The organism is Actinopolymorpha singaporensis, from assembly GCF_900104745.1.
Lineage (GTDB): Bacteria > Actinomycetota > Actinomycetes > Propionibacteriales > Actinopolymorphaceae > Actinopolymorpha > Actinopolymorpha singaporensis.
Map to the genome: position 1 here is coordinate 3,109,164 of NZ_LT629732.1, position 25,762 is coordinate 3,134,925.

Sequence of the window (25,762 nt, forward strand, 5' to 3'; positions counted from 1 at the left end):
CGCGCCGACGCCGCGGCCGCAACGAAGAGAAATCGCTTTCGTTCGAGGTCGATCTTCTTGTGTTTTTATCCGGTCCGGAAGATCAAAATGATATTAGTGATCGGTAACTGATTACCGTCGTCGAAGCTGTTCCCGACGTGACGGCTTGTCGGTCAGGTGCGCTCATTCTTGCGGCGCATCAATCCTGAACCGACCACGGCCATGCTCGACAAGAACAGCACGGCGCCACCGATGACGTTGCACAAAATCACCCGAAGGCTGTGATCCGCGTTGTAGATCACCCAGGGTGCGACGATCGTCCACACACCGAGCAGCGGAACCACCCAGCTCAGTCCGTGGGTCGTACGGAACGACGCGGCGAAGCCGAGTGCGAGCGCGACCGCGGTGAGCCCGACGACCAGGTTGTTGACCGCGAGCTGCGTGGAGGGGGCGAATCCCACGATCCACGGCGACAAGGCGACGAACAGCCCGGTCAGCACGATCATGCCGGCGCCCATCTGTACGGCGGGCTTCAGACCAATTCTCTCGTAACGTCCCTGGAGTTCGGTTATATCAGGATGCTCCTCAATAGGGAGCCGCTGGGACGACATTTTCCGTTACCTCCCGTCGAGGAAATCGAGGGGAGAAGCACATCCCCCTCACCCGCGAGCCTAACGCGGGGAGGGGGATTGTTGAACGGGTGGAAAACGAGCTGTCGATTTGTCACCGGCTGTCAGAAACCGAAGTCACCGCCGCCGAAGTCGCCCCCGCCGAAGTCACCTCCACCGAAGTCTCCGCCGTCACCACCGAAGTCTCCGCCGTCTCCGCCGTCGCCACCGTCGCCGGAATCTCCGCCGTCGCCCCCGTCGCCGCCATCGCCACCGTCGCCACCGTCGCCGTCACCGAAGCCGCCGTCGCCGTAGCCGCCCCACATGCCGCCCATCATCGAGCCCATGAGGAACGCCGGCAGCAGACCGGACGTCGCGAAGCCGGCGAAGTAGCCCTGCATCCACGGCGCGTACGCCGGCCCGCCCTGCCAGTAGGGAACGCGCTGGCCGTCGACGGTGACCTTGCGGATGTCGGGCTCGGCGCCCGCCTTCACCCGCTCGGCGTCGGCGGCACACACCGGGACCGTGCGGTAGGCGCCGCCGGCCGGTGCCCACTCCACGTCCTCGAAGGACGGGCCGTGCTGGGGATTGAAGAAGCACGGCGGGCGCCGCTGCGGAAGCGGCTGGCGGTTGATCCGGGCCCGCACGCACGCGACTGCGTACTTGCCGTCCTCCAGGATCGTGGTGACCTGCTTGATGTCCTCGGGCCTGGACGCGGTGTCGACCGCCTTCTTCGCGGTGTCGTACTCGTCCAGTGCGCGTTCGTAGTCCTGGCGGGTCGCGTCGTCGAGTTCGCGCCCGGCGACGTCGGTGTCCAGCCGCTGCAGCTCCTCGCCGAACTTCGTGACGTCCTCCTCGGCGAAGGACCTCACCTTGGCCAGCTCGGCCGCCTCGACCTCCCGGCGCCGGGTCTGTGCGCGCCGGTTGGAGACGAACGCGACGACTCCGATCACGACGACGAGCAGGATCAGGATCTCCACGGGGTGCCCTTTCTTAGGTTGCCCTCAGCGTAGGAGACGTCCGGGCGGGCGCGTGTGTTCCCGGTCGGTCCGTTCGATCCCGATCGTGCCCGGCCTGCGGCGACGCCGCGGACGGCACCGCCGCGACCGCCCTCAGTCCTTGATCTCGCAGAGCGTGGCACCGGCCGTCACCGTGCTGCCGACCTGAGCGGTCAGCCCAGCCACCGTGCCCGCCTTGTGCGCGTTGACCGGTTGCTCCATCTTCATCGCCTCCAGGACGACGATCAGATCGCCGGCCTGCACTGCCTGGCCCTCCTCGACGGCGACCTTCACCAGCGTCCCCTGCATCGGAGAGGTGAGCGCCTCACCGGAGGCGCTGGCACCGGTGCGGGCGCCGCCACCCCGGCGGGGCGGCTTGCGGGACCCGCCGGCGGGAGCACCACTCGTGGCGCCGAGCCCGGCGGGGAGCACGACCTCGAGCCGCTTGCCGTCCACCTCGACGGTGATCCGCTCGCGCTCGGGTGCCTCGGCGGCCTCGGTGGGGCCGTCGTAGGGAGCGATGGTGTTGTCGAACTCGGTCTCGATCCATCGGGTGTGCACCGCGAACTCGCCGTCGGCCGCGGTGAACGCGGGCGTCTCCAGCACCGCGCGGTGGAACGGCAGCACAGTGGGCATCCCGTCGGCGACGAACTCCGCGAGCGCCCGGCGGGACCGGGCGAGCGCGTGCTCGCGGTCGCGCCCGGTGACGACCAGCTTGGCGATCAGCGAGTCGAACGCCCCCGGCACCGTCTCGCCCTGGTCGTACCCCTCGTCCAGCCGTACGCCGGGCCCGGACGGCGGGTGCCAGCGGGTCAGCGTGCCGGGCGCGGGGAGGAAGTTGCGGCCGGCGTCCTCGGCGTTGATCCGAAACTCGATGGAGTGCCCGCGTACGACCGGGTCCTCGTAGCCCAGCGGCTCACCCGCCGCGATGCGCAACTGCTCGCGCACCAGGTCGAGGCCGGTGACCTCCTCCGACACCGGGTGCTCCACCTGCAGCCGGGTGTTGACCTCGAGGAAGCTGATCGTGCCGTCCTGGCCGACCAGGAACTCGCACGTGCCCGCACCGACGTAGCCGGCCTCGCGCAGGATCGCCTTGCTGGCGGAGTAGAGCGTCTCCAGCTGCTCGGCGGACAGGAACGGCGCCGGCGCCTCCTCGACCAGCTTCTGGTGGCGGCGCTGCAGGGAACAGTCGCGACTGGACACCACCACGACGTTGCCGTGGGAGTCGGCCAGGCACTGGGTCTCCACGTGGCGTGGCCGGTCGAGATACCGCTCCACGAAGCACTCGCCGCGCCCGAACGCCGAGACCGCCTCGCGCACGGCCGAGTCGAACAGCTCGGGAATCTCCTCCGCGGTACGCGCCACCTTCAGGCCCCGGCCACCGCCGCCGTACGCCGCCTTGATCGCCACCGGCAGTCCGTGTTCGCGGGCGAAGGCCAGCACCTCCTCGGCGTCGGCCACCGGGTCGGCGGTGCCGGGTACCAGCGGAGCGCCGACCTTCTGCGCGATGTGGCGGGCCTTCACCTTGTCGCCGAGGGCGTCGATCGCGGCCGGCGGCGGACCGATCCAGGTGAGGCCGGCGTCGGCGACCGCGGCCGCGAAACCGGCGTTCTCGGCGAGGAAGCCGTAGCCGGGGTGCACCGCGTCGGCACCGGCGCGTCGGGCGACGTCGACCAGCTTGTCGATCGCGAGGTAGCTGTCCGCCGGGGTCGCGCCGTCCAGGGCGTACGCCTCGTCGGCGACGCGGACGTGCAGCGCGTCCCGGTCGGGATCGGCGTACACGGCGACGCTGGCCACTCCCGCGTCCCGGCACGCCCGCGCGATCCGGACGGCGATCTCGCCACGGTTGGCGATGAGCACCTTGCTGATGGTCGACACCCTGTGGTCCTCCCTCCGCGGGTCGCGGCCGACGCAGGCGTTCGCCGCCGTCGTCCCTTGCCCGCGCGACCCCATGACTTCCCGGAGTCTAGGGCCTGTCCTACGGATCATGGTCGGTTCGCGTGCCCCGCAACAGTCGGCCGGGCGGTCGTACCGCCGCGAAGGCCCTACGGCGAGAGCCGGACGCGGCGGAGCAGCTGGGCGTTCAGCGCCACCACGATCGTGGAGACCGACATCAGCACCGCGCCCACGGCGGGGCTCAGGGCGACGCCGGCCCAGGCCAGGGCCCCGGCCGCCAGCGGGATCGCGACGACGTTGTACCCGGCCGCCCAGCCGAGGTTCTGCAGCATCTTGCGGTACGACGCGCGGGACAGCCGGACCACGCCGCCCACCGCGCGCGGGTCGGAGGCGGCCAGCACCACACCGGCGGACTCGATCGCCACGTCGGTGCCGGCGCCGATCGCGATGCCGACGTCTGCCCTGGCGAGCGCGGGCGCGTCGTTGACCCCGTCTCCCACCATGGCCACGGTCAGTCCGCGTTCCTGCAGCCTGGCCACCGCGCGCTGCTTGTCGGCCGGGAGCACCTCGGCGAACACCTCGTCCACGCCCGGAACGAACCCGAGGTCCGCCGCGACCGCCTCGGCCACCGGCCGGGCGTCCCCGGTCACCATGGCGATGGTGGTGACGCCGAGCTCGCGCAGGTGCGCGATCGCCTCCCGCGCCTCCGGGCGCACCTCGTCCTCCAGCGCAAGTGCACCGAGCACCTGGGCGCCGTCGGCCCCGTCGACCCGCACCAGGTGCAGAACGGCGGCACCGCGCTCCTCCCAGCCGGTGATCGTGTCGCGCAGGTCGTCCGGCACCGACGTCCCGAACTCCCGCAGGAGGGCCGGTCCGCCGACGGCGTACGACGTACCGTCAACCCTGGCTTGCACACCGCGACCCGTCAGTGACCGGAAGTCGGTCGCCGTCGCCGGAGTGGTGCGTTCCTTCGCAGCACTGACGACCGCGCGGGCCAGCGGGTGTTCGCTGTCGGCCTCCACCGCCGCGGCCACCGCGAGCAGGTGGTCCTCTGTCATGGGGGGCTTGCCCGCTGTGGTGGCCTCTGGGGTGCCGGCTGCGGTCGCCACCGCGACGACCTTGTGCTGCCCCTTGGTCAGCGTGCCGGTCTTGTCGAACAGAACCGCGTCGACGGTACGCATCCGCTCCAGTGCCAACCTGTCCTTGACGAGGATGCCGGAGCGGGCGGCCAGCGCCGTGGAGAGCGCGATCACCAACGGGATGGCCAGGCCGAGCGCGTGCGGGCAGGCGATCACCAGGACGGTGACGGTGCGCACCACCGAGTTGTCGGGGTCGCCGAGCAGCCACCAGACGGCGAAGGTGACGACGCCGGCGGCAACCGCGACGTAGAACAACAGCGCGGCGAACCGGTCGGCCAGTGCCTGGGCCCGGCCACCCGAGGCCTGCGCCTGCGCGACCATCCGGGCGATCCCGGCCAGTGCGGTGTCCTCGCCGACCGCCGTGATCTCCACCCGGACGGCGGAGTCGGTCGCCACGGTGCCGGCGACCACGCGGTCCCCGACCGTACGCGGAACCGGGCGGGACTCCCCGGTGATCATCGACTCGTCGACCTCGGCACTCCCGTCGACCACGCGGCCGTCGGCCGGCACCCGTGCGCCCGGCCGGACGAGTACGACGTCGCCGACCGTCAGCTCCTCGACCGGTACCCGCTCGGTGCCGTCGGCCGTGACGCGTTCGGCGTCGTCGGGCAGCAGTTTCGCCAACGCCGCAAGGGCACCCTGCGCCTGGCCGATCGCCTTCATCTCCTGCCAGTGGCCCAGCAGCATGATGGTGATCAGCGCGGCCAGCTCCCACCAAAACTCCAGGTCGAACCACCCGAGACTGCTGGCCGCGGACGCGACGTAGGCGACGACGACCGCGAGCGAGATCAGCAGCATCATCCCTGGCGCGCGGTCGCGAAGCTCGGCGACGGCGCCCGCCAGGAACGGCCATCCGCCGTAGAGGAAGACGACCGTGCCGAGGACAGGACCGACCCAGGCGATGCCCGGGAAGTCCAGTGAATAGCCGAACCACCGCATGACCATCTCGCTGGTCGCCACGATCGGCAGCGTCAGCAGCAGGCTGAGCCAGAACTTCCGCCGGAACATCTCCGGGTCGTGCCCGGCGTGCTTGTCGTGGCCGCCATGCCCGGCGTGCCCGGCGTGCCCCATGTGGTCCTCATGCCCGCGCGGTGTGTGGTGGGGGGCGCGTTCCTGGCCGGCCCGGTCGGGCTCTGCGTTCTCCGGGAGCGGAGCGTCCACGGATCTCAGCTTGTCCATGCCGCACACCATACCCCCCTACGGTATATGTGCAACCCCGCGGACCCGCCGACGTCTGGAAGGGGAGAGAGAGTCAGCGATGCGGTTTCGGCACAGAACACCTGTCGGAGCAGCCGTCCTGGCGGCCGTCGTCGTACCGCTCACGGCCGTCCCTGCCACGTCAGCGCAGTACGCCGACTCCTGCAGTGCACTTCGCTCACCCGGCGCCGAGCCGCTCCAGATCCTCCTGGCAGCGCCGCTCCACCTCGGCCAGCTCATCGAGCGTGGTGTCGATGTCGCGGCCGCGCTGCTCCAGCTCCTGGCGACGCGAGCCGATCTGCTCCAGCAGGTATCGCAACTGGCCCTGCTCGCCCGGCTCCGCGTCGTACATCCCGATGATCGTCTCGATCTCCCGCAGCGAGAACCCCAGCCGCCGGCCACGCAGCACCAGGCCCAGCCGCACCCGGTCGCGCGCGTGGAAGATCCGCTGGCTGCCCCGGCGCTCCGGAGCCAGGAAACCCTTGTCCTCGTAGAACCGGATCGTCCGCAGCGTCACGTCGTACTCCTCGGCGAGCTGCGTGATCGTCCAGGTCGGGGCGTCTCTTCCTGCTCCCGGCATGTCCTTCGTCCCCTTGCGCGGATCGAGGCCTCGACTTACGTTTACGTAAGCGTAAACCTGCGAGCTCTGGGAGCCCACCATGACCTTCGAGCTCTCTCCCGAGCACGAGACGTTCCGCGAGGTGGTCGCCGACTTCGCCCGGGCCGAGATCGCCCCGCACGCCGCCCGGTGGGACGAAGCGCACCATTTCCCCGTCGAGGCGGTCGCCGCGATGGGCAAGCTCGGGTTGTTCGGGCTGGTGGTGCCGGAGGAGTACGGCGGAAGTGGCGGCGACTTCACCAGCCTGTGCGTCGCGATCGAGGAGATCGGCCGGGTCGACCAGTCGCTCGGGCTCACCCTGGAGGCCGCGGTCGGGCTCGGAATCGGCCCGATCCTGGCGTGGGGCACCGACGAGCAGAAGGCCCGATGGCTGCCCGATCTCGCCACCGGCCAGGCGCTCGCCGGGTTCGGCCTGACCGAGGCCGAGGCGGGTTCGGACGCCGGTGCCACCCGCACCCGGGCCCGCCTGGACGGCGACACCTGGGTCATCGACGGCGGCAAGCAGTTCATCACCAACTCCGGGACACCCATCACGTCGCTGGTCACGGTGACCGCCCGCACCGGCCAGGCCGACGACGGAAGTCCGGAGATCTCCGCGATCATCGTCCCCGCCGGCACGCCGGGCTTCACCGTGGAGCCCGCCTACCGCAAGCTCGGCTGGCACGCGTCCGACACCCACCCGCTGTCGTTCGACAACTGCCGCGTCCCGGCCGACCACCTGCTCGGCGAGCGTGGCTCCGGTTTCCGGCAGTTCCTGGCGACGCTGGACGAGGGCCGGATCGCCATCGCCGCGCTGGCCACCGGGCTCGCGCAAGGCTGCCTTGACGAGGCCACGGAGTACGCGAAGAACCGCATCGCGTTCGGCCGTCCGATCGGTGTCAACCAGGGCTTGTCGTTCCAGCTCGCCGACCTGCGGGTTGCGGTGGAGGCCAGCCGGCTGCTGACGTACAAGGCGGCGGCGATGAAGGACGCCGGGCGACCGGCCGCGGAGCTCAAGCAGGCGGCCGCTATGGCCAAGCTGTTCGCCAGCGAGGCCGCGGTGACCGCGACCCGCACCGCCACCCAGGTGTTCGGCGGCTACGGGTTCATGGAGGAGTACCCCGTGGCCCGCTTCTACCGCGACGCGAAGATCCTGGAGATCGGCGAGGGGACCAGCGAGATCCAGCGCATGGTGATCGCCCGCTCGCTCGGGCTTCCGGTGGCCTGAGGCATGTCCCGGCGCGGGTTCGGCAGGTCATGCAGGTCATGCATGACAGCCAGGACATGGCCTAGCCTGCCGGTGAAGGCTTGCGGAAGTCGGCAGAACGGGGAGTTGGCGTGACTGATCAGCCCCTGGGGACAGGTGAGCCCGCTCGGCCGGGTGAGCCCGTACGCCCTAACGTCGCGCAGGAGCTGGCGGCCGCCCGTGAAGCCACCCTGCGGCCCACCGAGAAGGGCGCGGCCAAGCTCGCCGACCAGAACAAGCTCTACGTCCGCGAGCGGATCGCGCTGCTCGTCGACGAGGGCACGTTCGTGGAGGACGGTCAGCTCGCCAACGCCCTGGCCGACGGACTGCCCGCCGACGGTGTGGTGACAGGACGCGGGCTGGTCGACGGCCGGCCGGTCCTCGTCGTCGCCAACGACCCCACCGTGAAGGCCGGCTCGTGGGGCGCGCGGACGGTCGAGAAGATCGTGCGCGTCACCGAGGTCGCCCTGCGCGACGAGCTGCCGATCTTCTGGCTGGTCGACTCCGCGGGCGCGCGCATCACCGACCAGGTGGAGCTGTTCCCCGGTCGCCGCGGCGCGGGCCGGATCTTCGCCAACCAGGTCGCGCTGTCGGGCAAGGTCGCCCAGATCTGCTGCCTGTTCGGGCCGTCGGCGGCCGGCGGTGCGTACATCCCGTCGTTCTGCGACCTGGTGATCATGGTGGAGTCCAACGCCTCGATGTACCTCGGTTCGCCGCGGATGGCGGAGATGGTGGTGGGGGAGAAGGTGTCGCTGTCGGAGATGGGCGGCGCGCGCATGCACACCACCGTCTCCGGGTGCGGCGACCTGCTCGCTTCCGACGACGAGGAGGCGGTCGAGCTCGCCAGGGAATACTTCTCCTACGTGCCGGCGACGTGGCGGGACCAGCCGCCGGAGTTCGACGCCCGGCCACCGGCCCGGCCGTTCACCGCCGAACTGGTGCCCGCGCAGGACAGCGCGGGATACGACATGCACGTCCTGCTGGACGCGCTGCTGGACGCCGACAGCTTCTTCGAGGTGAAGCCGCTCTACGCCGCCGAGCTCATCGTCGGCTTCGGCTGCCTGGAGGGGCAGGTCGTCGGCATCGTCGCCAACAACCCGGCCGTGCGCGGCGGTGTGCTGTTCGTGGACAGCGCTGACAAGGCGGCGAGGTTCATCTGGCTGTGCGACGCGTTCAACGTCCCCCTGCTCTATCTGGCCGACGTTCCCGGCTTCATGATCGGCAGCGAGGTCGAGCGCCAGGGCATCATCCGGGCCGGCGCGAAGATGATCACCGCGGTGGCCGACGCGACCGTGCCAACCGTGTCGGTGATCGTACGGAAGGCCTACGGAGCAGGGTTGTACGCCATGTGCGGTCCCGGCTTCTCCCCGGACGCGTGCATCGCGCTGCCCACGGCCAAGATCGCGGTGATGGGCCCGGAGGCGGCGATCAACGCGGTCTACTACAACCGCATCGCCCAGATCGAGGATCCGCAGGAGCGGGCCGCCTACGTCGAGCGGCTGCGGGCGGAGTACGAACACGACATCGACATTCTCCGGCTGGCCGCCGACCTGGTGATCGACGCCATCGTCGAGCCCGGCGACCTGCGCGCGGAGATCGTGGCCCGGCTGGCCGCGGCACAGACCAAGGACCGGCGTACGCCGGACAAGCGGCGCGGCGTCCCGCCGATGTGACGGCGGTGTCCGATCCCGGACGTTCACCGGCGCCGGGCGGTTGCCGACCTGAGCAGGGACATGCCCTCTGACCTGGGCGGCCTCTGGCGGACGCCACGTCTCAGGCACTGGGACGCTGGACGAGCCCCGGGGTTGCTGCGGCAGGATGGGGCCCGACTGTCTGCACTCTGGCGTCCAATCCACCGTTCGATCCACAACGGAGCGTGAAGTTATGGCGACACCCCTCGCCCTGCAGTTGTACACCGTGCGCGACGCGATGGCCGCTGATCGCGGCGCAGCCCTGGCCAGGGCCGCGGAGCAGGGCTTCCGGGCCGTCGAGCCGTTCGGCATCGGAAATCCCCAGCGACCGCTGGAGGAGCGGCTGGCCGACGCGCGGGAGTTCCGGTCGCAGCTGGACGCCAACGGCCTGAAGGTCGTCGCCGTGCACGGTTCGGTCTCCGCCGGCGACGAGGCCGACGGGGTCTACGAAGAGCTGGAGATCCTCGGCACCGACCGGCTGGTCGCACCGGTGCCCGGCGCGGTGGCGGGGGTGGGTGGCGGCATGGGCAACGACGTCCTGGCCAAGGCCGACGGCGTGAAGCTGCTGGCGGAGGGCCTGAACGCCGCCGCCGAGCGGGCCGCCGCGCGGGGGGTCAAGGTCGGCTACCACAACCACGACTTCGAGTGGCAGCCGGTCGAGGACGGCACCCCGGCGTACGACGTCCTCGTCGGCCACCTCGACCCGCGGGTGTTCCTGGAGGTGGACGTCTACTGGGCGCACACCGCCGGGCAGAACCCCGCGCAGGTCATCTCCTCCTACGTCGACCGCGTCTTCACCCTGCACGTCAAGGACGGCCCCGGCGTGCGCGGCCAGCTGCAGACGGCCGTCGGCCAGGGCTCGGTCGACAACCCCGCTGCGATCGCCGCCGGCACCAACGTCGGCTACCACGTCATCGAGCTCGACGAGGCGCCCGGAGACCCGTTCGACGTCTCCCGCGCGGGCGCGCAGTGGCTGATCGAGCGCGGCCTGTCCAGCTGGAGCTGAGTAACCGCCGGCGTCAGGGCGTGCTTGACCCAGGTCCTGGTCGCCGGGTCCCGATGTTCGCGACGGCACCGCTTCCGGCGGCAGACGAATGCCGGCGGCGATGAACCGGTGAGTCGCCGGAAGCCGTGCCGTCACCACGTGCGACGTCTGCCGAGACGCCGCGACAAGGAGGTACGTACGTGCAGTTGTTGCGACTTGGCGCCCCCGGCGCCGAGCGGCCCGCGGTCCGTACCGACGACGGCCGGCTCCTCGACCTGTCCCCGGTGACCAACGACATCGACGGGGCGTTCCTCGCCGGTGGCGGCATCGCCACGGCCCGGGAGGCGGTGGCCTCCGACCGGCTGTCGCCGATCGACGACCCGGGAGACGGCAGCGGGCTGCGGGTCGGTCCGCCGATCGCCCGGCCGGGAGCGGTGCTGTGCATCGGCCAGAACTACGCCGCGCACGCCGCCGAGTCCGGTGACCCGCCGCCGAAGACGCCCATCCTGTTCTTCAAGCACCCGAACACCGTCGTCGGTCCCTACGACGACGTGGTCGTGCCGCGGGGTGCGACCCGGACCGACTGGGAGGTCGAGCTGGGCGTGGTGATCGGCAAGACCGCGCGCTACCTCGAGTCCCCGGAGGTCGCGCTGGAGCACGTGGCCGGCTACGTCGTGTCCAACGACGTCTCCGAGCGCGCCTTCCAGATCGAGCAGTCCGGCGGCCAGTGGTCCAAGGGCAAGTGTGCGGAGACGTTCAACCCGCTCGGGCCGTGGCTGGTGCCCGCGAACGAGGTCGAACCGCAGAAACTGCGGCTCGCTTCGTCGGTCAACGGCGAGGTCCGGCAGGACTCCACCACCGCCGACATGGTGTTCGACGTGGCCTACCTCGTCTGGCATCTGTCGCAGTACCTCGTGCTCGACCCGGGTGACCTGATCAACACCGGCACGCCGCAGGGTGTCGCGCTGTCCGGGCGCTTCCCCTACCTCAGTTCCGGCGACGTGATGGAACTCGAGATCGACGGCCTTGGACGGCAGCGGCAGCGACTGGTCGACGCGTGAGGCGTGAGTACGGACGAGGGGAGCACATCGATGGGTGAGTTCGACGGGTTGGTCGCCGCTGTCACCGGTGGCGCGTCCGGCATCGGGCTGGCGGCGGCCGGTCAGCTTGCCCGGCAGGGCGCCCGGGTCGCCTGCCTGGACCTCAAGCCCGACGACGTACCCGCACCGCTGGTCGGTGTGGCGTGCGACGTCACCGACGACGCGTCGGTCACCGCGGCTGTCGCCGAGGTCGTACGCCGGTTCGGCAGGCTCGACGTGCTGGTCAACAACGCCGGGATCGGCGCGCAGGGCACTGTCGCCGACAACGACGACGACGAGTGGCACCGGGTGTTCGACGTCAACGTGGTGGGCATCGCCCGGGTCAGCCGTGCGGCGCTCCCGCACCTGCGGCAGTCGCCGTCGGCGGTGATCGTCAACACCTGTTCGGTCGCGGCCACCGCGGGCATCCCGCAACGCGCCCTCTACAGCGCGTCCAAGGGCGCGGTGCGGGCGCTGACGTTCGCGATGGCTGCCGACCATCTCGAGGACGGCATCCGGGTCAACTGCGTCCACCCCGGCACCGCGGACACCCCGTGGGTCGGCCGGCTGCTGGACAAGGCCGAGGACCCCGAAGCCGAGCGCAGGGCGCTGGAAGCCCGGCAGCCGATGGGCCGGCTGGTGTCGGCCGAGGAGGTGGCGCAGGGGATCGTCTACCTCGCCTCGCCGGGCGCCGCTGCCAGCACCGCCGTCGAGTTGTGTGTCGACGGCGGCATGCAGAACCTCCGGTTGCGCCCGAAGTCCTGAGGACGAGCGGGGCGGCGGCGGAACGCTCCTCTCCCGGGTCTGCGTGCGGCGGTTCGTCCGCCACACGCAGACCGGGGTCGACACCGCGGTCGACGCCGATCGGACCAGGGGACGGTTCGGTGGAACGGCTCAGTGGGAACGGTTCCACAGTTCCGGCCAGGCGATGTCGAGATCGCGCAGCAGCCTACGCAACAACGGCAGGGAGACTCCCACGACGTTGTGGTGGTCGCCCTCCACCCGCTCGACGAACGCGCCGCCGAGGCCGTCGACGGTGAAGGCACCGGCCACCGCCAGCGGCTCGCCGGTCGCGACGTACGCCTCGATCTCCTCGTCGGTGACGTCGGCGAACCACACCGTCGTGGAGGCGGTTCCCTGGGCGATCCGCCCGCTTTCGGCGGAGATCACACAGTGGCCGGTGTGCAGGACGCCGCTTCGGCCGCGCATCCGCAGCCAGCGGCGCCGGGCCTCCGCGGCTGTCCCGGGCTTGCCGAGCGTCTCGCCGTCGAACTCCAGAACGGAGTCGCAGCCGAGTATCACCGTGGGAGTGGCCACCAGTCCGCCCTGACCGCCGGAGCGGCCGGCGCCGGCCCGGCCCTTGTCGGCCCAGCCCGTGCCGGACGAGCCCGTGCCGCTCCGACCCGTGTCGGTCCGGCGGAGGTCGGCGGCCACGGCCTCGGCCTTGCGGCGGGCGAGGGCGAGCGCGTGACCGGCGGTGTCGGTCGTGCCGGTGTCCACCGTTTCGTCCACGCCGGACACGATCACGTCGGGTTCGATCCCGGCGGCTCGCAGCGTGGCGAGCCGGGCCGGGGAAGCCGACGCCAGAACCAGCCGGATCTTGCTGTGCGAGCTTGCGGTCATCGGCGCATTCTACGAAGGTGCCCTGCCCGAACGAGCTCGCCGATGCGCGACGGGCCCGCATCCGCATCCCGGGGAGCCGTAAGGGACCTGTGAGGAGAGCCAGTGGCAATCGAGTACTCCAGCCCGCCGACTTTTCTCGAGTACGAGCTCGCCCAGCGCAGCGAGTCCGGTTACGACGTGTCGGCGGTGACCGCACAACTGTCCGGACCGGCGCGTGAGGTGGCACCCGACCGCGCCCGGCTGCTGCTCGACCAGCTGGCCGCTGTGCCCAGAAGGCCGGACTGGCCCTATGTCGAGCCGTCCACTCTCCCCGAGATTCTCGCCGAGCTTCCGTCCACCACCACCGCACGGGGCCGGCCGATCGGGGCGGCCGAGCTCCGGGACCGGATCCAGGCCGCGTGGCTGGGCCGGTGTGCCGGCAACTGCCTGGGCAAGCCGGTCGAGGACGGCGCGTTCTGGACGCCGGAGCGGCTGCGTTCGTACCTCGAGGCCACCGGCAACTATCCGGTCCGCGACTACGTGAGCCGGCTCCAGCCGATGCCGGACGGCTACGTGCTGCATCCGTCGTGGGTGGAGGCCACCAAGGGCCGGATCCGCTACGCCCCGCGCGACGACGACCTCGACTACACCCTGCTCGGCCTGCACCTGCTGGAGAGCAAGGGGTTCGGCTTCACCACCACCGACGTCGCGGAGGAGTGGCTGCAGCGATTGCCGTACCACCTCACCTACACCGCCGAACGCGTCACCTACCGCAACCTGGTCTGCGGTGTCGACCCCGGCCGGTCGGCCGTGGTGGACAACCCCTTCCGCGAGTGGATCGGCGCGCAGATCCGCGGTGACGTGTTCGGGTACGTCTGTGCGGGCAGGCCTCGGGACGCGGCGGTTCTCGCGTTCTCCGACGCCGCACTGTCGCACGTGGCGAACGGCATCTACGGCGAGATGTGGGCGGCGGCCCTGGTGGCCGCGGCGTTCACCGCGGGGTCCCTGCGCGAGGTGGTGGAGGAGTCGATCCGGCACGTGCCCGGGCGTTCCCGCCTGGCCGAGGCGCTGCGGTGGGCGGTGGACGCACGCGACAAGCACGCCGACTGGCGCGACGCCGTCGCGGGCCTGCGGGAGCGGTACGGCCACTACCACTGGATCCACACCATCAACAACGCCGCGGCCTGTGCGCTCGCCCTGCTCTACGCCGACGACTACGGCACGGCGATCGGGCTGGCCGTCCAGGCCGGCCTGGACACCGACTCCAACGGCGCGACGGTCGGGTCGGCCGCCGGTGCGTTCGCCGGCCGGGGCGGGATCCCGCGGCACTGGACCTCGCCCTTCGGCGACGTGCTGCGCAGCGCGCTGTACGGCTTCGACCGGAGCAGCATCCGCGACGTCGCCGAGCGCACGTTCACCCTGGCCCGCACCTACGCGGTCCGTCATCCCGTTCCGGTCTGAGCCACCTCGGGTGGTTGCGGGCGGGTCAGGTGTGGTCTGCGAGGAGTGAGCGGGCCAGCCGGAGCAGGCCGGCGCGGACGAGTGGTTCGTGCGGGTCGTCGGTGGCGTGGGCCGTCCGGTACGTGCGAGGAGGTACGCCGTAGACCGCGCGGAAGCGCCGGGAGAAGTGGAAGGGACTGCTGAAGCCGCACGCGTTCGCGACCGCCGCTACGGTGAGGTTGCTGCGCTGGAGGAGAGTGGCGGCCCGGGCGAGGCGGACGAGTTCCATCGCGGCGACCGGGCCCACGGAGTACTCCGCGCGGAAGAGCCGGCTCAGGTGGCCGGGTGACACGCCGGCTGCCGCGGCCAGCTCGCCGAGGGAGAGCGGCCGGGTGCCGTCGTTTCGCCAGGCGCCGGCCACCGAGTCGGCCAGCCGGCGCAGATGCGGCGACAGCCCGGCGTCGGCTGACACGTCGTCGGGGACCGGCCCGCGCACGAACAGGTCCAGCAGCCAGCCCAGAACCTCCGCGGTCCGGGTGAGATCGGGGTTCGGGGTGCCGCCCGCGAGCCACAGCGCGTACGCACACAGCGCCGCCATCGGGTCCGCCGGTGACAGCGACCTTGTGAGGGGCCAGTGGTCGGGGTCGCCCAGCCTGCCCGCGTCGGCGAGGCCGAAGTGTGCGTACGCGTGGGCGGAGGGGCGTTCTGCGTCCCAGCGGAAGTGGTCCCGCATGCCCGGCCGGGCGAGCAGCAGGGTGCCCGGATGCAGGTCGAGCCGGAGATCGCCGCACTGCCAGTGGGCGCTGCCACGCAGCAGCCAGACGAACTCGAAGTCGACGAGGGTCCGGGGACCGAACGTCGTCCTCGGCGGGTACTCGGCGATCTCCGGGCCGGTCCGCAGGACCAGGGTGGGTTGCGAGGCGTGCTGCGCCACGTGCAGCAGGGTAGGCCGTCACCCGGTGGGAGGGCTCGGCCCGTGCCGGCGCCGGGTGAGCGGCGCCGGCACGACCGACCGGAACTCGGGCCTCTCCTCAGGTGGGCAGGGTGGCTCGGACCCGGCGGGTGGCCTCGACCAGGTGCCGGAGGGCAGGCTCGACCTCGGCGTAGGTGCGGGTCTTCAGACCGCAGTCGGGGTTGACCCACAGCCGGTCGGCCGGCACCGCCTCCAGGGCCAGCCGGAGTGCCTCCTCGATCTCGGCCACGGTGGGCACCCGCGGGCTGTGGATGTCGTACACCCCCGGGCCGATGCCACGCCGGTAGCCGGCCTTGGCCAGGTCGGTGACGAGCTCCATCCGCGACCGCGCCGCCTCCACGCTGGTGACGTCCGCGTCCAGGGCGTCGATGGTGTCGACGATCTCGCCGAACTCCGAGTAGCACATGTGGGAGTGGATCTGCGTTCGATCGGCGACCCCGGAGGTGGCCAGCCGGAACGCGCCGACCGCCCAGTCGACGTAGGCCGGCTGGTCCGCCGCCCGCAGCGGGAGCAGCTCACGCAGGGCGGGTTCGTCGACCTGGATGTAGCGGATGCCGGCCGCCTCCAGGTCGCGGATCTCGTCGCGCAGCGCGAGCGCCACCTGCCGGGCGGTCTCGGCCGGCGGCTGGTCGTCGCGAACGAAGGACCAGGCCAGCATGGTGACCGGCCCCGTCAACATCCCCTTGACAGGCCTGCCGGTCCGGGACTGGGCGTACGTCGTCCACTCCACCGTCATCGGCCGCGGCCGGGCCACGTCGGCGTACAGGATCGGGGGCCGGACGTAGCGGGTGCCGTAGGATTGCACCCAGCCGTGTGACGTGCCGGCGAACCCGGACAGCCGCTCGGCGAAGTACTGAACCATGTCGTTGCGCTCGGGCTCGCCGTGCACGAGCACGTCCAGTCCGATGTCCTCCTGCAACGCGACGATCTCGTCGATCTCACTCCGCATCCGGGTGTCGTAGGTGGCCTGGTCGATCCGGCCGGCGCGCAGGTCGGCCCGCGCCCGTCGGATCCGCGCTGTCTGCGGGAACGAGCCGATCGTCGTCGTCGGCAACGGAGGCAGCGCGCCGGTCGCGGCTTGCAGGCGGGCGCGTTCGGCGTAGTCACGCCGGGCCGTGCCCGTACCCAGGCTGGCCAGCCGGGCCCGGACCCGGCCGTCCACCGTGTCCGCGGCGGTGCCGTCGTTGGCCGAGGCGGCGGCGAGTTCGCGTTCGACCGCCTGGTGACCCTCGCGTAGGGCACGGCCCAGCAGGACCACCTCGTCGACCTTCTGCCGGGCGAAGGCGAGCCGGCCACGCAGTCCGCCCGGCAGGTCGGGTTCCAGGGTGAGGTCGAGCGGAACGTGCAGCAGCGAGCAGGAGGTGCCGACCACCAGGTCCCCGACGGAGCCGAGCAGGGAGGCCGCGACCGACATGGCCCGGGACAGGTCGGTACGCCAGACGTTGCGGCCGTCGACGAGACCGGCCACCACGGTGCGGTCACCGAGCCCGGCGGCGGCGATCCGGTCGAAGTCGGCGGCTCCGGCCACGAGGTCGAGCGCGAGCCCGTCCACCTCGGTGCCTGCCAGGACGGGCAGGGCCGGGCCGATCGGGCCGAAGTACGTCGCCACCATCAGCTTCGGCCGGTGAGCAAGGGATCCCAGGCGCTCGTACGCCGTCCTCAGTGCAGCCAGTTCGGCGGAGTTGCGGTCGGCGGCGAGGACGGGCTCGTCCACCTGCACCCACTCCACGCCCGCGTCGGCCAGGCCGTCCAGCAGTCCGACGTAGGCGTCCAGCAGCGGGTCGAGCAGGTCGAGCGGGCGGAATTCCTTCGGCGCGTCGACCGCGGGTTTCGACAGGAGAAGGAAGCTCAGCGGACCGAGCAGGACCGGCCGGGTGGTGATCCCGAGCGCGGCCGCCTCGTGGTACTCCGTGACCGGCCGGGACCGTGCGCCGGCGGTGCGGAACGTGGTGTCCGGCCCGAGTTCGGGGACGAGGTAGTGGTAGTTGGTGTCGAACCACTTCGTCATCTCCAGCGGTGCCACGCCCTCGGTGCCGCGGGCCATGGCGAAGTACCGGTCGAGCCCGTCAAGCCCGGCGAACCGGTGCGGGACGGCGCCGAACAACTCGGCGTGGTCGAGCACGTGGTCGTAGAACGAGAACGTGTGCGACGGTATGAGATCGACCCCGGCGTCGCGCAGGGTTTCCCACGTATCGCGGCGCAGCGCGGCGGCGGCCTGGTGCAACGCCGCGGCGTCGGTCCGGCCGGCCCAGTAGTCCTCGGTGGCCCGCTTGAGCTCACGGCGCGCCCCGATGCGGGGGTAGCCGAGGACGGTCGTACGCACGGTTTCCATGGAGTCCTTCCCTCGGGAACTCGGACGGCCCGGGGCGGACGAGGGAGGACCAGGTCGAACGACGGCGGCATGCGCCGGTCGCCCGAACGCCTTCCCACGAGGCCACGGACCACCGCGGGCCGGGCGGCCCACGCACGGATGGCAGGTCTTCGGACTCGTGGGCGTCACCGGTAGTTCGTCACCGGTGTTTCCTACTGGCCGTCGCTTCCCAGGTGGCTGATGATGCCGCCCAGTGCGATTTCACGGCGGTCGTTCCCACTCACCGCTGCGGGGCAGTCCCGGACTCACACCGGGTTCCCTCTTGCCTCACCGGCCCGAGCGAGCGAACCGGTGAACCAACCGCACCGCCGACCTTAGCCTCCTTCGGCCCCGGGTGCCGCGCACCCCGCCGGTGGGCCGGGTCCGGTCGCGGTGGGCCGGGCAAGGTCCGCGGCGGGCGGGTCTCCGGTAGCGTCGTCGCGGATGTGCGCGACGACGAAGCGGGTCCCTGTCCGGGCCGTGGTCCGTAGCGCCGGCGAACGTGTGGAAGGAGTCCGCGGGTGAAGATCACCGGCCTGACGACCTATCTCGTGGCGCCCCGGTGGTGCTTCCTGCGAATCGACACCGACGAGGGCGTGACGGGCTGGGGCGAGCCGATCGTCGAGGGGCGTGCGCACACCGTCGCGGCGGCGGTGGACGAGGCGGCCGACTATCTCGTCGGCCAGGACCCGCTGCGCATCGAGGAGCACTGGCAGGTGCTCAGCAAGGGCAACTTCTACCGCGGCGGCCCGGTGCTCTCCAGTGCGGTCGCCGGGATCGACCAGGCACTGTGGGACATCGCCGGCAAGGTGCACGGTGTGCCGGTCTACCAACTGCTCGGCGGTCACGTCCGCGACCGGATGCGGGTCTACGGCTGGATCGGCGGTGACCGGCCGGACGTCGTTGCCGACGCCGCGAAGAACATGCAGGACCAGGGCTTCACCGCGATCAAGATGAACGGCGGCGGGGAGCTGCGCCGGGTGGACACCGCCGCGCAGTGCCTCGCCCTGGTCGACCGGGTGGCGGCGATCCGGGAGGCCTGCGGGCCCGACTTCGACATCGCCATCGACTTCCACGGTCGATTCACGGTGGCGATGGCCCGGCGGACCCTGCCGCTCCTCGAGCCCTACCTGCCGTTCTTCGTGGAGGAGCCGCTCGTCCCGGAGCTGACCGACCAGATCGGACAGATCTGTTCGTCCACGTCGATCCCGATCGCCACCGGGGAGCGGTTGTACTCCCGCTGGGACTTCAAGGACGTCCTGTCCGCCGGCATCGCGATCGCGCAACCGGACCTCTCCCACGCGGGCGGCATCTCCGAGGTTCGCCGGATCGCCGCACAGGCGGAGGTGTACGACGTCGCGCTCGCGCCGCACTGTCCGCTCGGGCCGATCGCACTGGCCGCCTCGCTCCAGGTCGACTTCGCCAGCCCCAACGCGCTGATCCAGGAGCAGAGCCTCGGTATCCACTACAACGAGGGCTCGGACCTCCTCGACTACCTCGTGGACACGTCGGTCTTCGGGTTCGCCGACGGCTACGTCACCCGGCCCACCGGCCCGGGGCTCGGTATCGAGGTGGACGAGAAGGAGGTCGCGCGGGCAGCCGAGGTGGGCCACCGGTGGCGTACTCCGACGTTCCGGCGCGACGACGGCTCGCTGGCCGAGTGGTGAGCCGGTCACCGGACCGAACGTCATGAGGCCTCCTCGAGGCCGTCGTCCTCGAGGAGCGCGTCCAGGTAGGCCTTGCCCGCTGCGGCCTGCGCGGCCCGCTCGTCGTCAGAGAGCCGTGCGTACCAGTCGAGGAAGCCGCGTACGTGGGTCGTGAACTCCTCCGTGTAGGCGGAGGAGAACGCGGCCTCGGCCAACCCCATCCGGCCGTGGCGCACGTCCTCGGCGAAGTCGCGCAGCACGGGCCGGCTCCGATCAGCGGCGAGAACGTCGAGCGAACGCCGCAGCAGAAGCACGCGACCCGGGTCGTCGGCGAGCTGCCGGAGCTCGTCGAACTCCTTCTCGCAGCCCGCCTCCGGCCATCCGCGCGATCCGGCGTCAGAACCCGTGAGCATGCGCACTCCAGTCACCAGCCGGCGGCGCGGTGGACAGGGCGGGCTCGGCAGGCGGCCGCGGAAGTTGCCTGATGGCACAGCAGAGCTGGGCGAGGCTTCCGCAGATCCCGAAGATGCCGACCTCTATCCTGGTCAACATCTTCGTGACGAGAATCCACACCTGTCCGACCTTGGTGAGCGCCGCCGCGGCAACTGCCGCAGCCACGACCGGGCCGGCGCCTGTGGCGGCTCCGGCGGCGAGAGCAATAGCTGCGCAGAGCGCGAAGTCGATGAGTGTCTGGAGCAGTTCCCCGAGTCCTTTGGAGCCGTACCACACCAGCAGAGCGAGACGCTCGTACTCTTCGGAGCCGGCCTTGAGTGCACGATCAAGTGAGTCCAGGTAAGTGATGAGTTCACGGAAGTAGACGAACGCGGCATCGCCCGCATTGCCGTCCCAGGTCGCGTCGAGGAGAGAGTTTCCGCGGCGCAGGTTGGTGGCGACGGCTCGGTAGGCGTCACCGAGCATGCGCCACAGGTCGACACAGTCGGCGAAGGACTTCCAGTCTCCGGCCAGCCGCGCTGCCACCTCCTGGAAGGGATCCGTCCCGAGGGTTCCGTAGACGAGTTCGAGGATCCAGGCAGATGGGCTTGTCAGGGCCATCACCTCGTCGATCGCGTCGAGGAGAGTCTCGGGATAGCCGGTGATGCCGCTCGGGTGGACCAGGCTTTCCTGTGGGTCCACGACGTCGGTGAACTCGCTGCCCGCAGTTGTGTTGCCCGCGTTCATGACGACGGTCTCAACGTCGGGTGGGAGACAGCGCGCCGTCGAGTCGCTGCGCCGCTTCGAGGTCGGTCGATCGATAGCGTGACGCCGCGAGCCTCACCTGCTTCTCCGCGTTTTCGAAGAGGCGGGCAATTTCACCGAGTTGGGCGCACAGAGGGCGGTAGAACTCGTGGTGACAGTCTCTTACCAGTGCTATCCACCCTCTGGACGCCGGCGGAATGGCGCCATACCGCCTGGCGTGCGCATGGATCGCCTCCGCGTCCTCACCTGCCCTCCGAAGCAGGCGGGCGAATTCATCGAGGTCATCAGGAACAACGGCGAGGCTCATGACACCGCACTTTCGCTCGGCGGATCGGACGTCAGGAAGCATAGGTTCGAGGTGATCTTCGGCATGTCCTCCGCTTTGAGCCCTGTGGACAACCACGCCGAACGACTGCCTGTGGACACCTGTCGGGTCACGCTGTGGATGAGCCGGGCAGGGTGAACCTGTCCGTCCGATAGGCTCCGGACCCCGAAGTAACGATCGCGAGGAGGACAGTCAGACCGTGGCCGTCCTTCGAACCATCGACCGGATGCTTGACAAGTTCCTGTTGACGACGGCGAAGTTCTATCGGTATGGCCGTATGCGAAGGAGTATCGAGGAACTCGAACGGGTCGAGCGGGCGAACGGCGTGGTTCGGTCTCCACGTCGAGCGGAGTTCCGCCGGGGGCTCGGATACCGGCTGGTGGACGATCTTCGCTTCCTGGTGATGTATCCAGCCGTGTTCGCGTTCCTGACAGCGGTGATCGCCGTGTGGTTCAGGGTGCGGCGTGGTCTGGACCAAGGTGACTGGGGCGTCGCCGTCATGCTCGTGTTGGGATGCGTCGCCTGCTACTTCGCCTGGAAGGGCTGGTTCGCCGCGCAGTGGAGGTACCGTTGGTATCCGTTGTTCGCCGTACTGGCTGTGGTTCTCGAGTTCGGCGTTCTGGTGTCGGCGGTGAGGAACGACGCCGGTTGGTAGGGGTGCGTCCTCGCCGCGAGGTCACAGGCGGGCGAGGGCCTCCCGCAGCGGGTCCAGACCGAGCGAGCCGAGGTCGAGCGCCGCGCGGTGGAACTCCTTCAGGTCGAACGCCGAACCCTTGCGCGCTTTGGCGTCCTCGCGGGCGGCGAGCCAGATCCGTTCGCCCACCTTGTACGACGGCGCCTGGCCCGGCCAGCCGAGGTAGCGGTTGACCTCGAAGCGAAGGAAGTCCTCGTCGATCCGGGTGTGGGCCAGCATGAACTCCAGCGCCACCTCGGGAGTCCAGCTCTCGCCGACCCGCCAGCCGAACGCGTTCGGCGGGATCGGGTAGCCGAGGTGCAGGCCGAGGTCGACAACGACTCGCGCCGCCCGGAACGCCTGAGCGTCCAGCATGCCGAGCTTCGCGCCGGGTTCGTCGAGGTAACCGAGCTCGTCCATCAGGCGTTCGGCGTACAACGCCCAGCCCTCGCCGTGCCCGGAGACCCAGCACAGCAGGCGCTGCCAGCGGTTGAGGAGGTCCTTGCGTACGACGGTCTGCGCGACCTGCAGGTGGTGGCCGGGTACGCCCTCGTGGAAGACGGTGGTCACCTCCTTCCAGGTGGCGAACGACGTCACGCCCTTCGGCACCGACCACCACATCCGGCCCGGGCGGGCGAGGTCCTCGCTGGGCGCGGTGTAGTAGATGCTGCCGTCGCTGGTGGGCGCGATCCGGCACTCGATCCGGCGGATCTCGTCCGGGATGTCGAAGTGGACGCCGGCGAGCTCGCTGACGGTGTGGTCGGCGAGCTCCTGCATCCAGTCGCGGAAGGCGTCCTTGTCCGCGATCCGGCGCGCGGGGTCCGCGTCCAGCGCGGTCACCGCGTCCGCGACGGTCCCGCCGGGAACGATCCGGTCGGCGACGCCACGCATGTCCGTCTCGATCCGGGTCAGCTCCTCCCAGCCCCACGCGTAGGTCTCGGCGAGGTCGACGGCGGCGCCGAGAAAGTAGCGCGAAGCAAGGGTGTACTGCGCCTCTCCGACGCCGTCGGTCGTACGGCCCTTCGGTGCCAGCTCGGTCCGCAGGAAGCGTTCGAAGTCGGCCACCGCCTGCCGGGCCGACTCCGCTCCACGCGTGAGTTCGGCCCGCAGAGCGGATCCGGCGGCGCCGCCGCCGCTGTCAACGTCGGCTTGTGCGACCAGCGAGCCGAAGAAGTCGTCCTCGGGCGGCAGCCAGGACCCGCACTGGTCGGCACAGGCCTCGATCTGGCGGCGGGCCGCGACCCGGCCGTCGGCGGCGGCCTCGGCGAGCGTGCGCCGGAAGCCGCCGAGCGCGTCGGGAACCCGCGCGAGCCGGGCCGCCACCGTGGCCCACGCCGCCTCGCTGTCAGTGGGCATCAGGTCGAAGGCGCCGCGGACGTCCTGCAGCGGACTGGCCACGACGTTGAGGTCGCTGGTGGTGACGCCGGCGTCGTGGCGTTCGAGTTCGAGGCCGAGGCGCTCGAGCATGGCCGCACGGGCGACCGTCTCCCGCGCGTCCTTGGGCTCGGTCTCCTGGAGTTCGCGGACGGCCGTGCGGGCCAGGTCGGCCCGCCGGTCGAAACCGTCGGGGGAGTAGTCGGTGAGCCGGTCGTCGTACCCCGCGATGCCGGCGAACGTCGCGCCCACCGGGTCGGCGGCGGCGTAGTCGTCGACGTACCTGTCAGCGATCTCGTCAGTGCGCCCCATGAGGCGAGAGCCTAGGGGACACGTGCCGACCACGCCGCCGATATTGGCGCCGGTCCGCTGCTGCCCGACCGGGTCCGGATTCGGCGGCAAGGCGGCAACGCCGCAAGGCGGAAGGCGCGAACCTCCGCTAGCGGGGCAGGGCGCTGGCGCGCCAGGCGCCCGGGCCGGGCCGCAGCGGCTGCTGGGAGGTCCGGCGCCAGTACGCCGCCCAGCCGGACTTCGCGGCTCGCCGTCCCCGCCGGTGGTCGTCGGCGGCCGCCGCGGCCGCTGCCCGCTGCTTGGCGGTCACCACCGCCACCAGGGCGGCGAACTCCGCCGGCGTGGGGTTGCCCTTCACCACCCGAAGCACCGGCTCCGGCAGGCCCGAGGAGTCCACCGAAGCCGCCGCGGGGTCCGGCGTACCGCTCGATTCACCAGTCATCGCGTGGTCCTCCTCCACCTGCTCGTGGGTTCGCCGGGACGTGTTTCCGGGCACCGCTCGGGATGTCGGCCGGATGTCAACGGCGCCTTCACAACGGGATGTTGCCGTGCTTGCGCGGCGGCATCGTCTCCCGCTTGTTCCGCAGCAGGCGCAGCGCGCGGATGATCTCCGTTCTGGTCTCGTGCGGGTTGATCACCGCATCGACGTAACCACGCTCGGCCGCGATGTAGGGATTGGCGAGGGTGTCCTCGTACTCCTGCACGAACTTCGCCCGCGCGGCGTCGGGATCCTCGGCCTTGGCGAGCTCCTTGCGGTAGAGGATCTCCACCGCCCCCTGCGCACCCATCACCGCGATCTGCGCCGTCGGCCAGGCGAGGTTGACGTCCGCGCCGAGGTGCTTGGACCCCATCACGTCGTACGCGCCGCCGTAGGCCTTGCGGGTGATGACGGTGACCAGCGGCACGGTCGCCTCGGCGTAGGCGTAGATGAGCTTCGCGCCCCGGCGGATGATGCCGTTCCACTCCTGGTCGGTGCCGGGCAGGAAGCCGGGTACGTCGACGAAGGTGAGGATCGGGATGTTGAAAGAGTCGCAGGTGCGCACGAACCGCGCCGCCTTCTCCGACGCGTCGATGTCCAGGCACCCCGCGAACTGCAACGGCTGGTTGCCCACCACGCCGACGCTGCGCCCGTCGACCCGGCCGAAGCCGCAGACGATGTTGGGCGCGAACATCGGGTGCAGCTCCAGGAACTCACCGTCGTCGAGGACGTGCTCGATCACCGCGTGCATGTCGTAGGGCTGGTTGGCCGAGTCGGGGATCAGCGTGTCCAGCTCGCGGTCGGCGGCGGTCACCTCGAGGGTCTGCTCCTCGTCGTAGACCGGCGGCTCCTCGAGGTTGTTCTGCGGGAGGTACGACAACAGCGCCTTGACCCAGTCGGCAGCATCGCGTTCGTCCGTGGCGAGGTAGTGGGCGTTGCCGCTCCTGGTGTTGTGGGCGAGCGCACCGCCGAGGTCCTCGAACGACACGTCCTCACCCGTGACGGTCTTGATCACGCCGGGCCCGGTGATGAACATGTGCGAGGTCTGGTCGACCATCACCGTCACGTCGGTGAGCGCGGGGGAGTAGACGTGCCCGCCGGCGCAGGTGCCCATGATCATGGAGATCTGCGGGATCACCCCGGACGCGAGAGTGTTGCGGCGGAAGATCTCGCCGTACAGCCCGAGGGAGGCCACGCCCTCCTGGATGCGGGCCCCGCTGCCCTCGTTGATCCCGATGATCGGGCAACCGGTCTTCAGGGCGAGGTCCATCACCTTGACGATCTTCTCGCCGTACACCTCGCCGAGGCTGCCGCCGAAGACGGTGAAGTCCTGACTGAACACGCACACCTGGCGCCCGGCGATGGTGCCGAACCCGCTCACCACGCCGTCGCCGTAGGGACGGTTGCGGTCGAGGCCGAAGTTGGTGGACCGGTGCCGGGCGAACTCGTCGAGCTCGACGAAGGAGCCCTCGTCGAGCAGCAGCTCGATCCGCTCCCGGGCGGTGAGCTTGCCGCGCGCGTGCTGGCGTTCGATCGCCCGCGCCGAGCCCGCGTGCACTGCCTGCTCGAGCCGGCGTTCGAGGTCGGCGAGCTTGCCCGCGGTCGAGTGGATGTCGATCGCACCGTCCCGGTCGGCCTCTTCCGGGCCGCTGTCCCCGGCGCCCTGCTCGCGGGCGCTGTCCGGTTGCCCGGCTGCCATCGATCCTCCCCAACCCCAGCTCTTTCGGTGCGGCCGAGACTCTACTCCGCCGTACCCGTCCGGCCGGTGCTCCGGCTCGCGACGAGGCCCCGCACATACCGGCGGATGCCTCCGGGCGGACCCGCTTTCCGGACAGACCCGGCCAGGCGTGCACCTACCCTCGGATACCGTCCGGATGCGGAACGACAACCGGCCGGCAGGCCCAAACCCACCGCCCGCCGGCCCATCCCAGCCCTTCACCAGCCCCTTCACCAGCCCCTCACCAGCGCTGTCACCAGCGTCGTCCGTTGCGTCGCGC

General features: G+C 70.9%; 22 protein-coding genes and 1 riboswitch. Of the genes, 8 read left to right on the plus strand and 14 right to left on the minus strand.

The annotated features are described in order from the left end of the window. Positions 1–152: 152 nt before the first annotated feature. The 5 genes from BLU27_RS14165 to BLU27_RS14185 form a co-directional block, all read right to left on the minus strand. Positions 153–590: an SPW repeat protein gene (locus BLU27_RS14165; RefSeq protein ID WP_092654037.1), complete on the minus strand. Its 438-nt coding sequence runs from the start codon at positions 588–590 to the stop codon at positions 153–155. A 122-nt stretch (positions 591–712) separates the two neighbouring features. Then, the gene (locus BLU27_RS14170; protein WP_092654038.1) at positions 713–1,567 is read right to left on the minus strand and encodes a hypothetical protein; all 855 of its coding nucleotides are present in this window, start codon (positions 1,565–1,567) and stop codon (positions 713–715) included. A 132-nt stretch (positions 1,568–1,699) separates the two neighbouring features. Next, entirely contained in the window at positions 1,700–3,463 is a 1,764-nt protein-coding gene (locus tag BLU27_RS14175) for an acetyl/propionyl/methylcrotonyl-CoA carboxylase subunit alpha (RefSeq protein WP_241827964.1), read from the minus strand. A 167-nt stretch (positions 3,464–3,630) separates the two neighbouring features. After that, positions 3,631–5,799 (minus strand): heavy metal translocating P-type ATPase, encoded by a 2,169-nt coding sequence (locus BLU27_RS14180; protein WP_197681833.1) that lies wholly within the window; start codon positions 5,797–5,799, stop codon positions 3,631–3,633. 196 nt (positions 5,800–5,995) lie between these two features. Then, positions 5,996–6,397 carry a MerR family transcriptional regulator gene (locus BLU27_RS14185; RefSeq protein WP_092654042.1) on the minus strand — a complete coding sequence of 134 codons (402 nt, stop codon included), beginning with the start codon at positions 6,395–6,397 and terminating at the stop codon, positions 5,996–5,998. Positions 6,398–6,476: 79 nt separating this feature from the next. Between BLU27_RS14185 and BLU27_RS14190 the strand changes: the two genes are divergently transcribed. The 5 genes from BLU27_RS14190 (at position 6,477) to BLU27_RS14210 (ending at position 12,181) form a co-directional block, all read left to right on the plus strand. Beyond that, a complete protein-coding gene (locus tag BLU27_RS14190) occupies positions 6,477–7,643 on the plus strand; it encodes an acyl-CoA dehydrogenase family protein (protein WP_092654044.1) in 1,167 nt (388 codons plus the stop codon). Between the two features lie 110 nt (positions 7,644–7,753). Further along, a complete protein-coding gene (locus tag BLU27_RS14195) occupies positions 7,754–9,334 on the plus strand; it encodes an acyl-CoA carboxylase subunit beta (protein ID WP_241827965.1) in 1,581 nt (526 codons plus the stop codon). A 211-nt stretch (positions 9,335–9,545) separates the two neighbouring features. Next, the gene (locus tag BLU27_RS14200) at positions 9,546–10,358 is read left to right on the plus strand and encodes a sugar phosphate isomerase/epimerase family protein (protein WP_157728526.1); all 813 of its coding nucleotides are present in this window, start codon (positions 9,546–9,548) and stop codon (positions 10,356–10,358) included. A 179-nt stretch (positions 10,359–10,537) separates the two neighbouring features. Beyond that, the gene (locus BLU27_RS14205) at positions 10,538–11,398 is read left to right on the plus strand and encodes a fumarylacetoacetate hydrolase family protein (protein WP_092654047.1); all 861 of its coding nucleotides are present in this window, start codon (positions 10,538–10,540) and stop codon (positions 11,396–11,398) included. A 30-nt stretch (positions 11,399–11,428) separates the two neighbouring features. Next, complete coding sequence (locus tag BLU27_RS14210) at positions 11,429–12,181, plus strand: SDR family NAD(P)-dependent oxidoreductase (RefSeq protein ID WP_092654049.1); 753 nt, start codon at positions 11,429–11,431, stop codon at positions 12,179–12,181. Between the two features lie 129 nt (positions 12,182–12,310). Here the strand turns inward: BLU27_RS14210 and BLU27_RS14215 are convergent, their stop codons facing one another. After that, on the minus strand, positions 12,311–13,039 hold the full coding sequence (locus BLU27_RS14215; protein WP_092654051.1) for a Maf family protein: 729 nt from the start codon (positions 13,037–13,039) through the stop codon (positions 12,311–12,313). Positions 13,040–13,141: 102 nt separating this feature from the next. On the opposite strand from BLU27_RS14215, the gene BLU27_RS14220 reads away from it, so the two are divergent. Next, complete coding sequence (locus tag BLU27_RS14220; protein WP_197681834.1) at positions 13,142–14,479, plus strand: ADP-ribosylglycohydrolase family protein; 1,338 nt, start codon at positions 13,142–13,144, stop codon at positions 14,477–14,479. Between the two features lie 25 nt (positions 14,480–14,504). Here BLU27_RS14220 and BLU27_RS14225 read toward each other — a convergent pair whose 3' ends face one another. Both BLU27_RS14225 and metE read right to left on the minus strand, forming a co-directional pair. Next, positions 14,505–15,392, minus strand: coding sequence for a helix-turn-helix transcriptional regulator (locus BLU27_RS14225; RefSeq protein ID WP_092654053.1), 888 nt, complete (start codon positions 15,390–15,392; stop codon positions 14,505–14,507). A gap of 97 nt (positions 15,393–15,489) precedes the next feature. Further along, complete coding sequence (metE, locus tag BLU27_RS14230; protein WP_092654055.1) at positions 15,490–17,763, minus strand: 5-methyltetrahydropteroyltriglutamate--homocysteine S-methyltransferase; 2,274 nt, start codon at positions 17,761–17,763, stop codon at positions 15,490–15,492. Between the two features lie 123 nt (positions 17,764–17,886). Then, positions 17,887–18,118: riboswitch (cobalamin riboswitch) on the minus strand. 184 nt (positions 18,119–18,302) lie between these two features. Between metE and dgoD the strand changes: the two genes are divergently transcribed. Further along, a complete protein-coding gene (dgoD, locus tag BLU27_RS14235; protein WP_092654057.1) occupies positions 18,303–19,448 on the plus strand; it encodes a galactonate dehydratase in 1,146 nt (381 codons plus the stop codon). Positions 19,449–19,468: 20 nt separating this feature from the next. On the opposite strand, the gene BLU27_RS14240 is transcribed toward dgoD, so the two are convergent. Genes BLU27_RS14240 through BLU27_RS29060 form a run of 3 tightly spaced genes read right to left on the minus strand, consistent with a single transcriptional unit; the run spans position 19,469 to position 20,931 of the window. Next, positions 19,469–19,840, minus strand: coding sequence for a hypothetical protein (locus BLU27_RS14240; RefSeq protein WP_092654059.1), 372 nt, complete (start codon positions 19,838–19,840; stop codon positions 19,469–19,471). Next, positions 19,824–20,606 (minus strand): hypothetical protein, encoded by a 783-nt coding sequence (locus tag BLU27_RS14245; RefSeq protein ID WP_092654061.1) that lies wholly within the window; start codon positions 20,604–20,606, stop codon positions 19,824–19,826. Before BLU27_RS14245 ends, BLU27_RS14240 begins: the two co-directional genes overlap by 17 nt. Positions 20,607–20,616: 10 nt before the next feature. Next, complete coding sequence (locus BLU27_RS29060) at positions 20,617–20,931, minus strand: hypothetical protein (protein WP_157728527.1); 315 nt, start codon at positions 20,929–20,931, stop codon at positions 20,617–20,619. Positions 20,932–21,148: 217 nt separating this feature from the next. On the opposite strand from BLU27_RS29060, the gene BLU27_RS14255 reads away from it, so the two are divergent. Beyond that, positions 21,149–21,604 (plus strand): hypothetical protein, encoded by a 456-nt coding sequence (locus BLU27_RS14255; protein WP_092654065.1) that lies wholly within the window; start codon positions 21,149–21,151, stop codon positions 21,602–21,604. Positions 21,605–21,625: 21 nt separating this feature from the next. Here BLU27_RS14255 and BLU27_RS14260 read toward each other — a convergent pair whose 3' ends face one another. From BLU27_RS14260 to BLU27_RS14270, 3 genes are all read right to left on the minus strand, one after another. After that, the gene (locus tag BLU27_RS14260; protein WP_092654067.1) at positions 21,626–23,308 is read right to left on the minus strand and encodes a DUF885 domain-containing protein; all 1,683 of its coding nucleotides are present in this window, start codon (positions 23,306–23,308) and stop codon (positions 21,626–21,628) included. A 127-nt stretch (positions 23,309–23,435) separates the two neighbouring features. Next, positions 23,436–23,729, minus strand: coding sequence for an acyl-CoA carboxylase subunit epsilon (locus BLU27_RS30885; protein WP_092657686.1), 294 nt, complete (start codon positions 23,727–23,729; stop codon positions 23,436–23,438). A gap of 88 nt (positions 23,730–23,817) precedes the next feature. Beyond that, positions 23,818–25,464: an acyl-CoA carboxylase subunit beta gene (locus BLU27_RS14270; protein ID WP_241827966.1), complete on the minus strand. Its 1,647-nt coding sequence runs from the start codon at positions 25,462–25,464 to the stop codon at positions 23,818–23,820. Between the last annotated feature and the right edge of the window lie 298 nt (positions 25,465–25,762).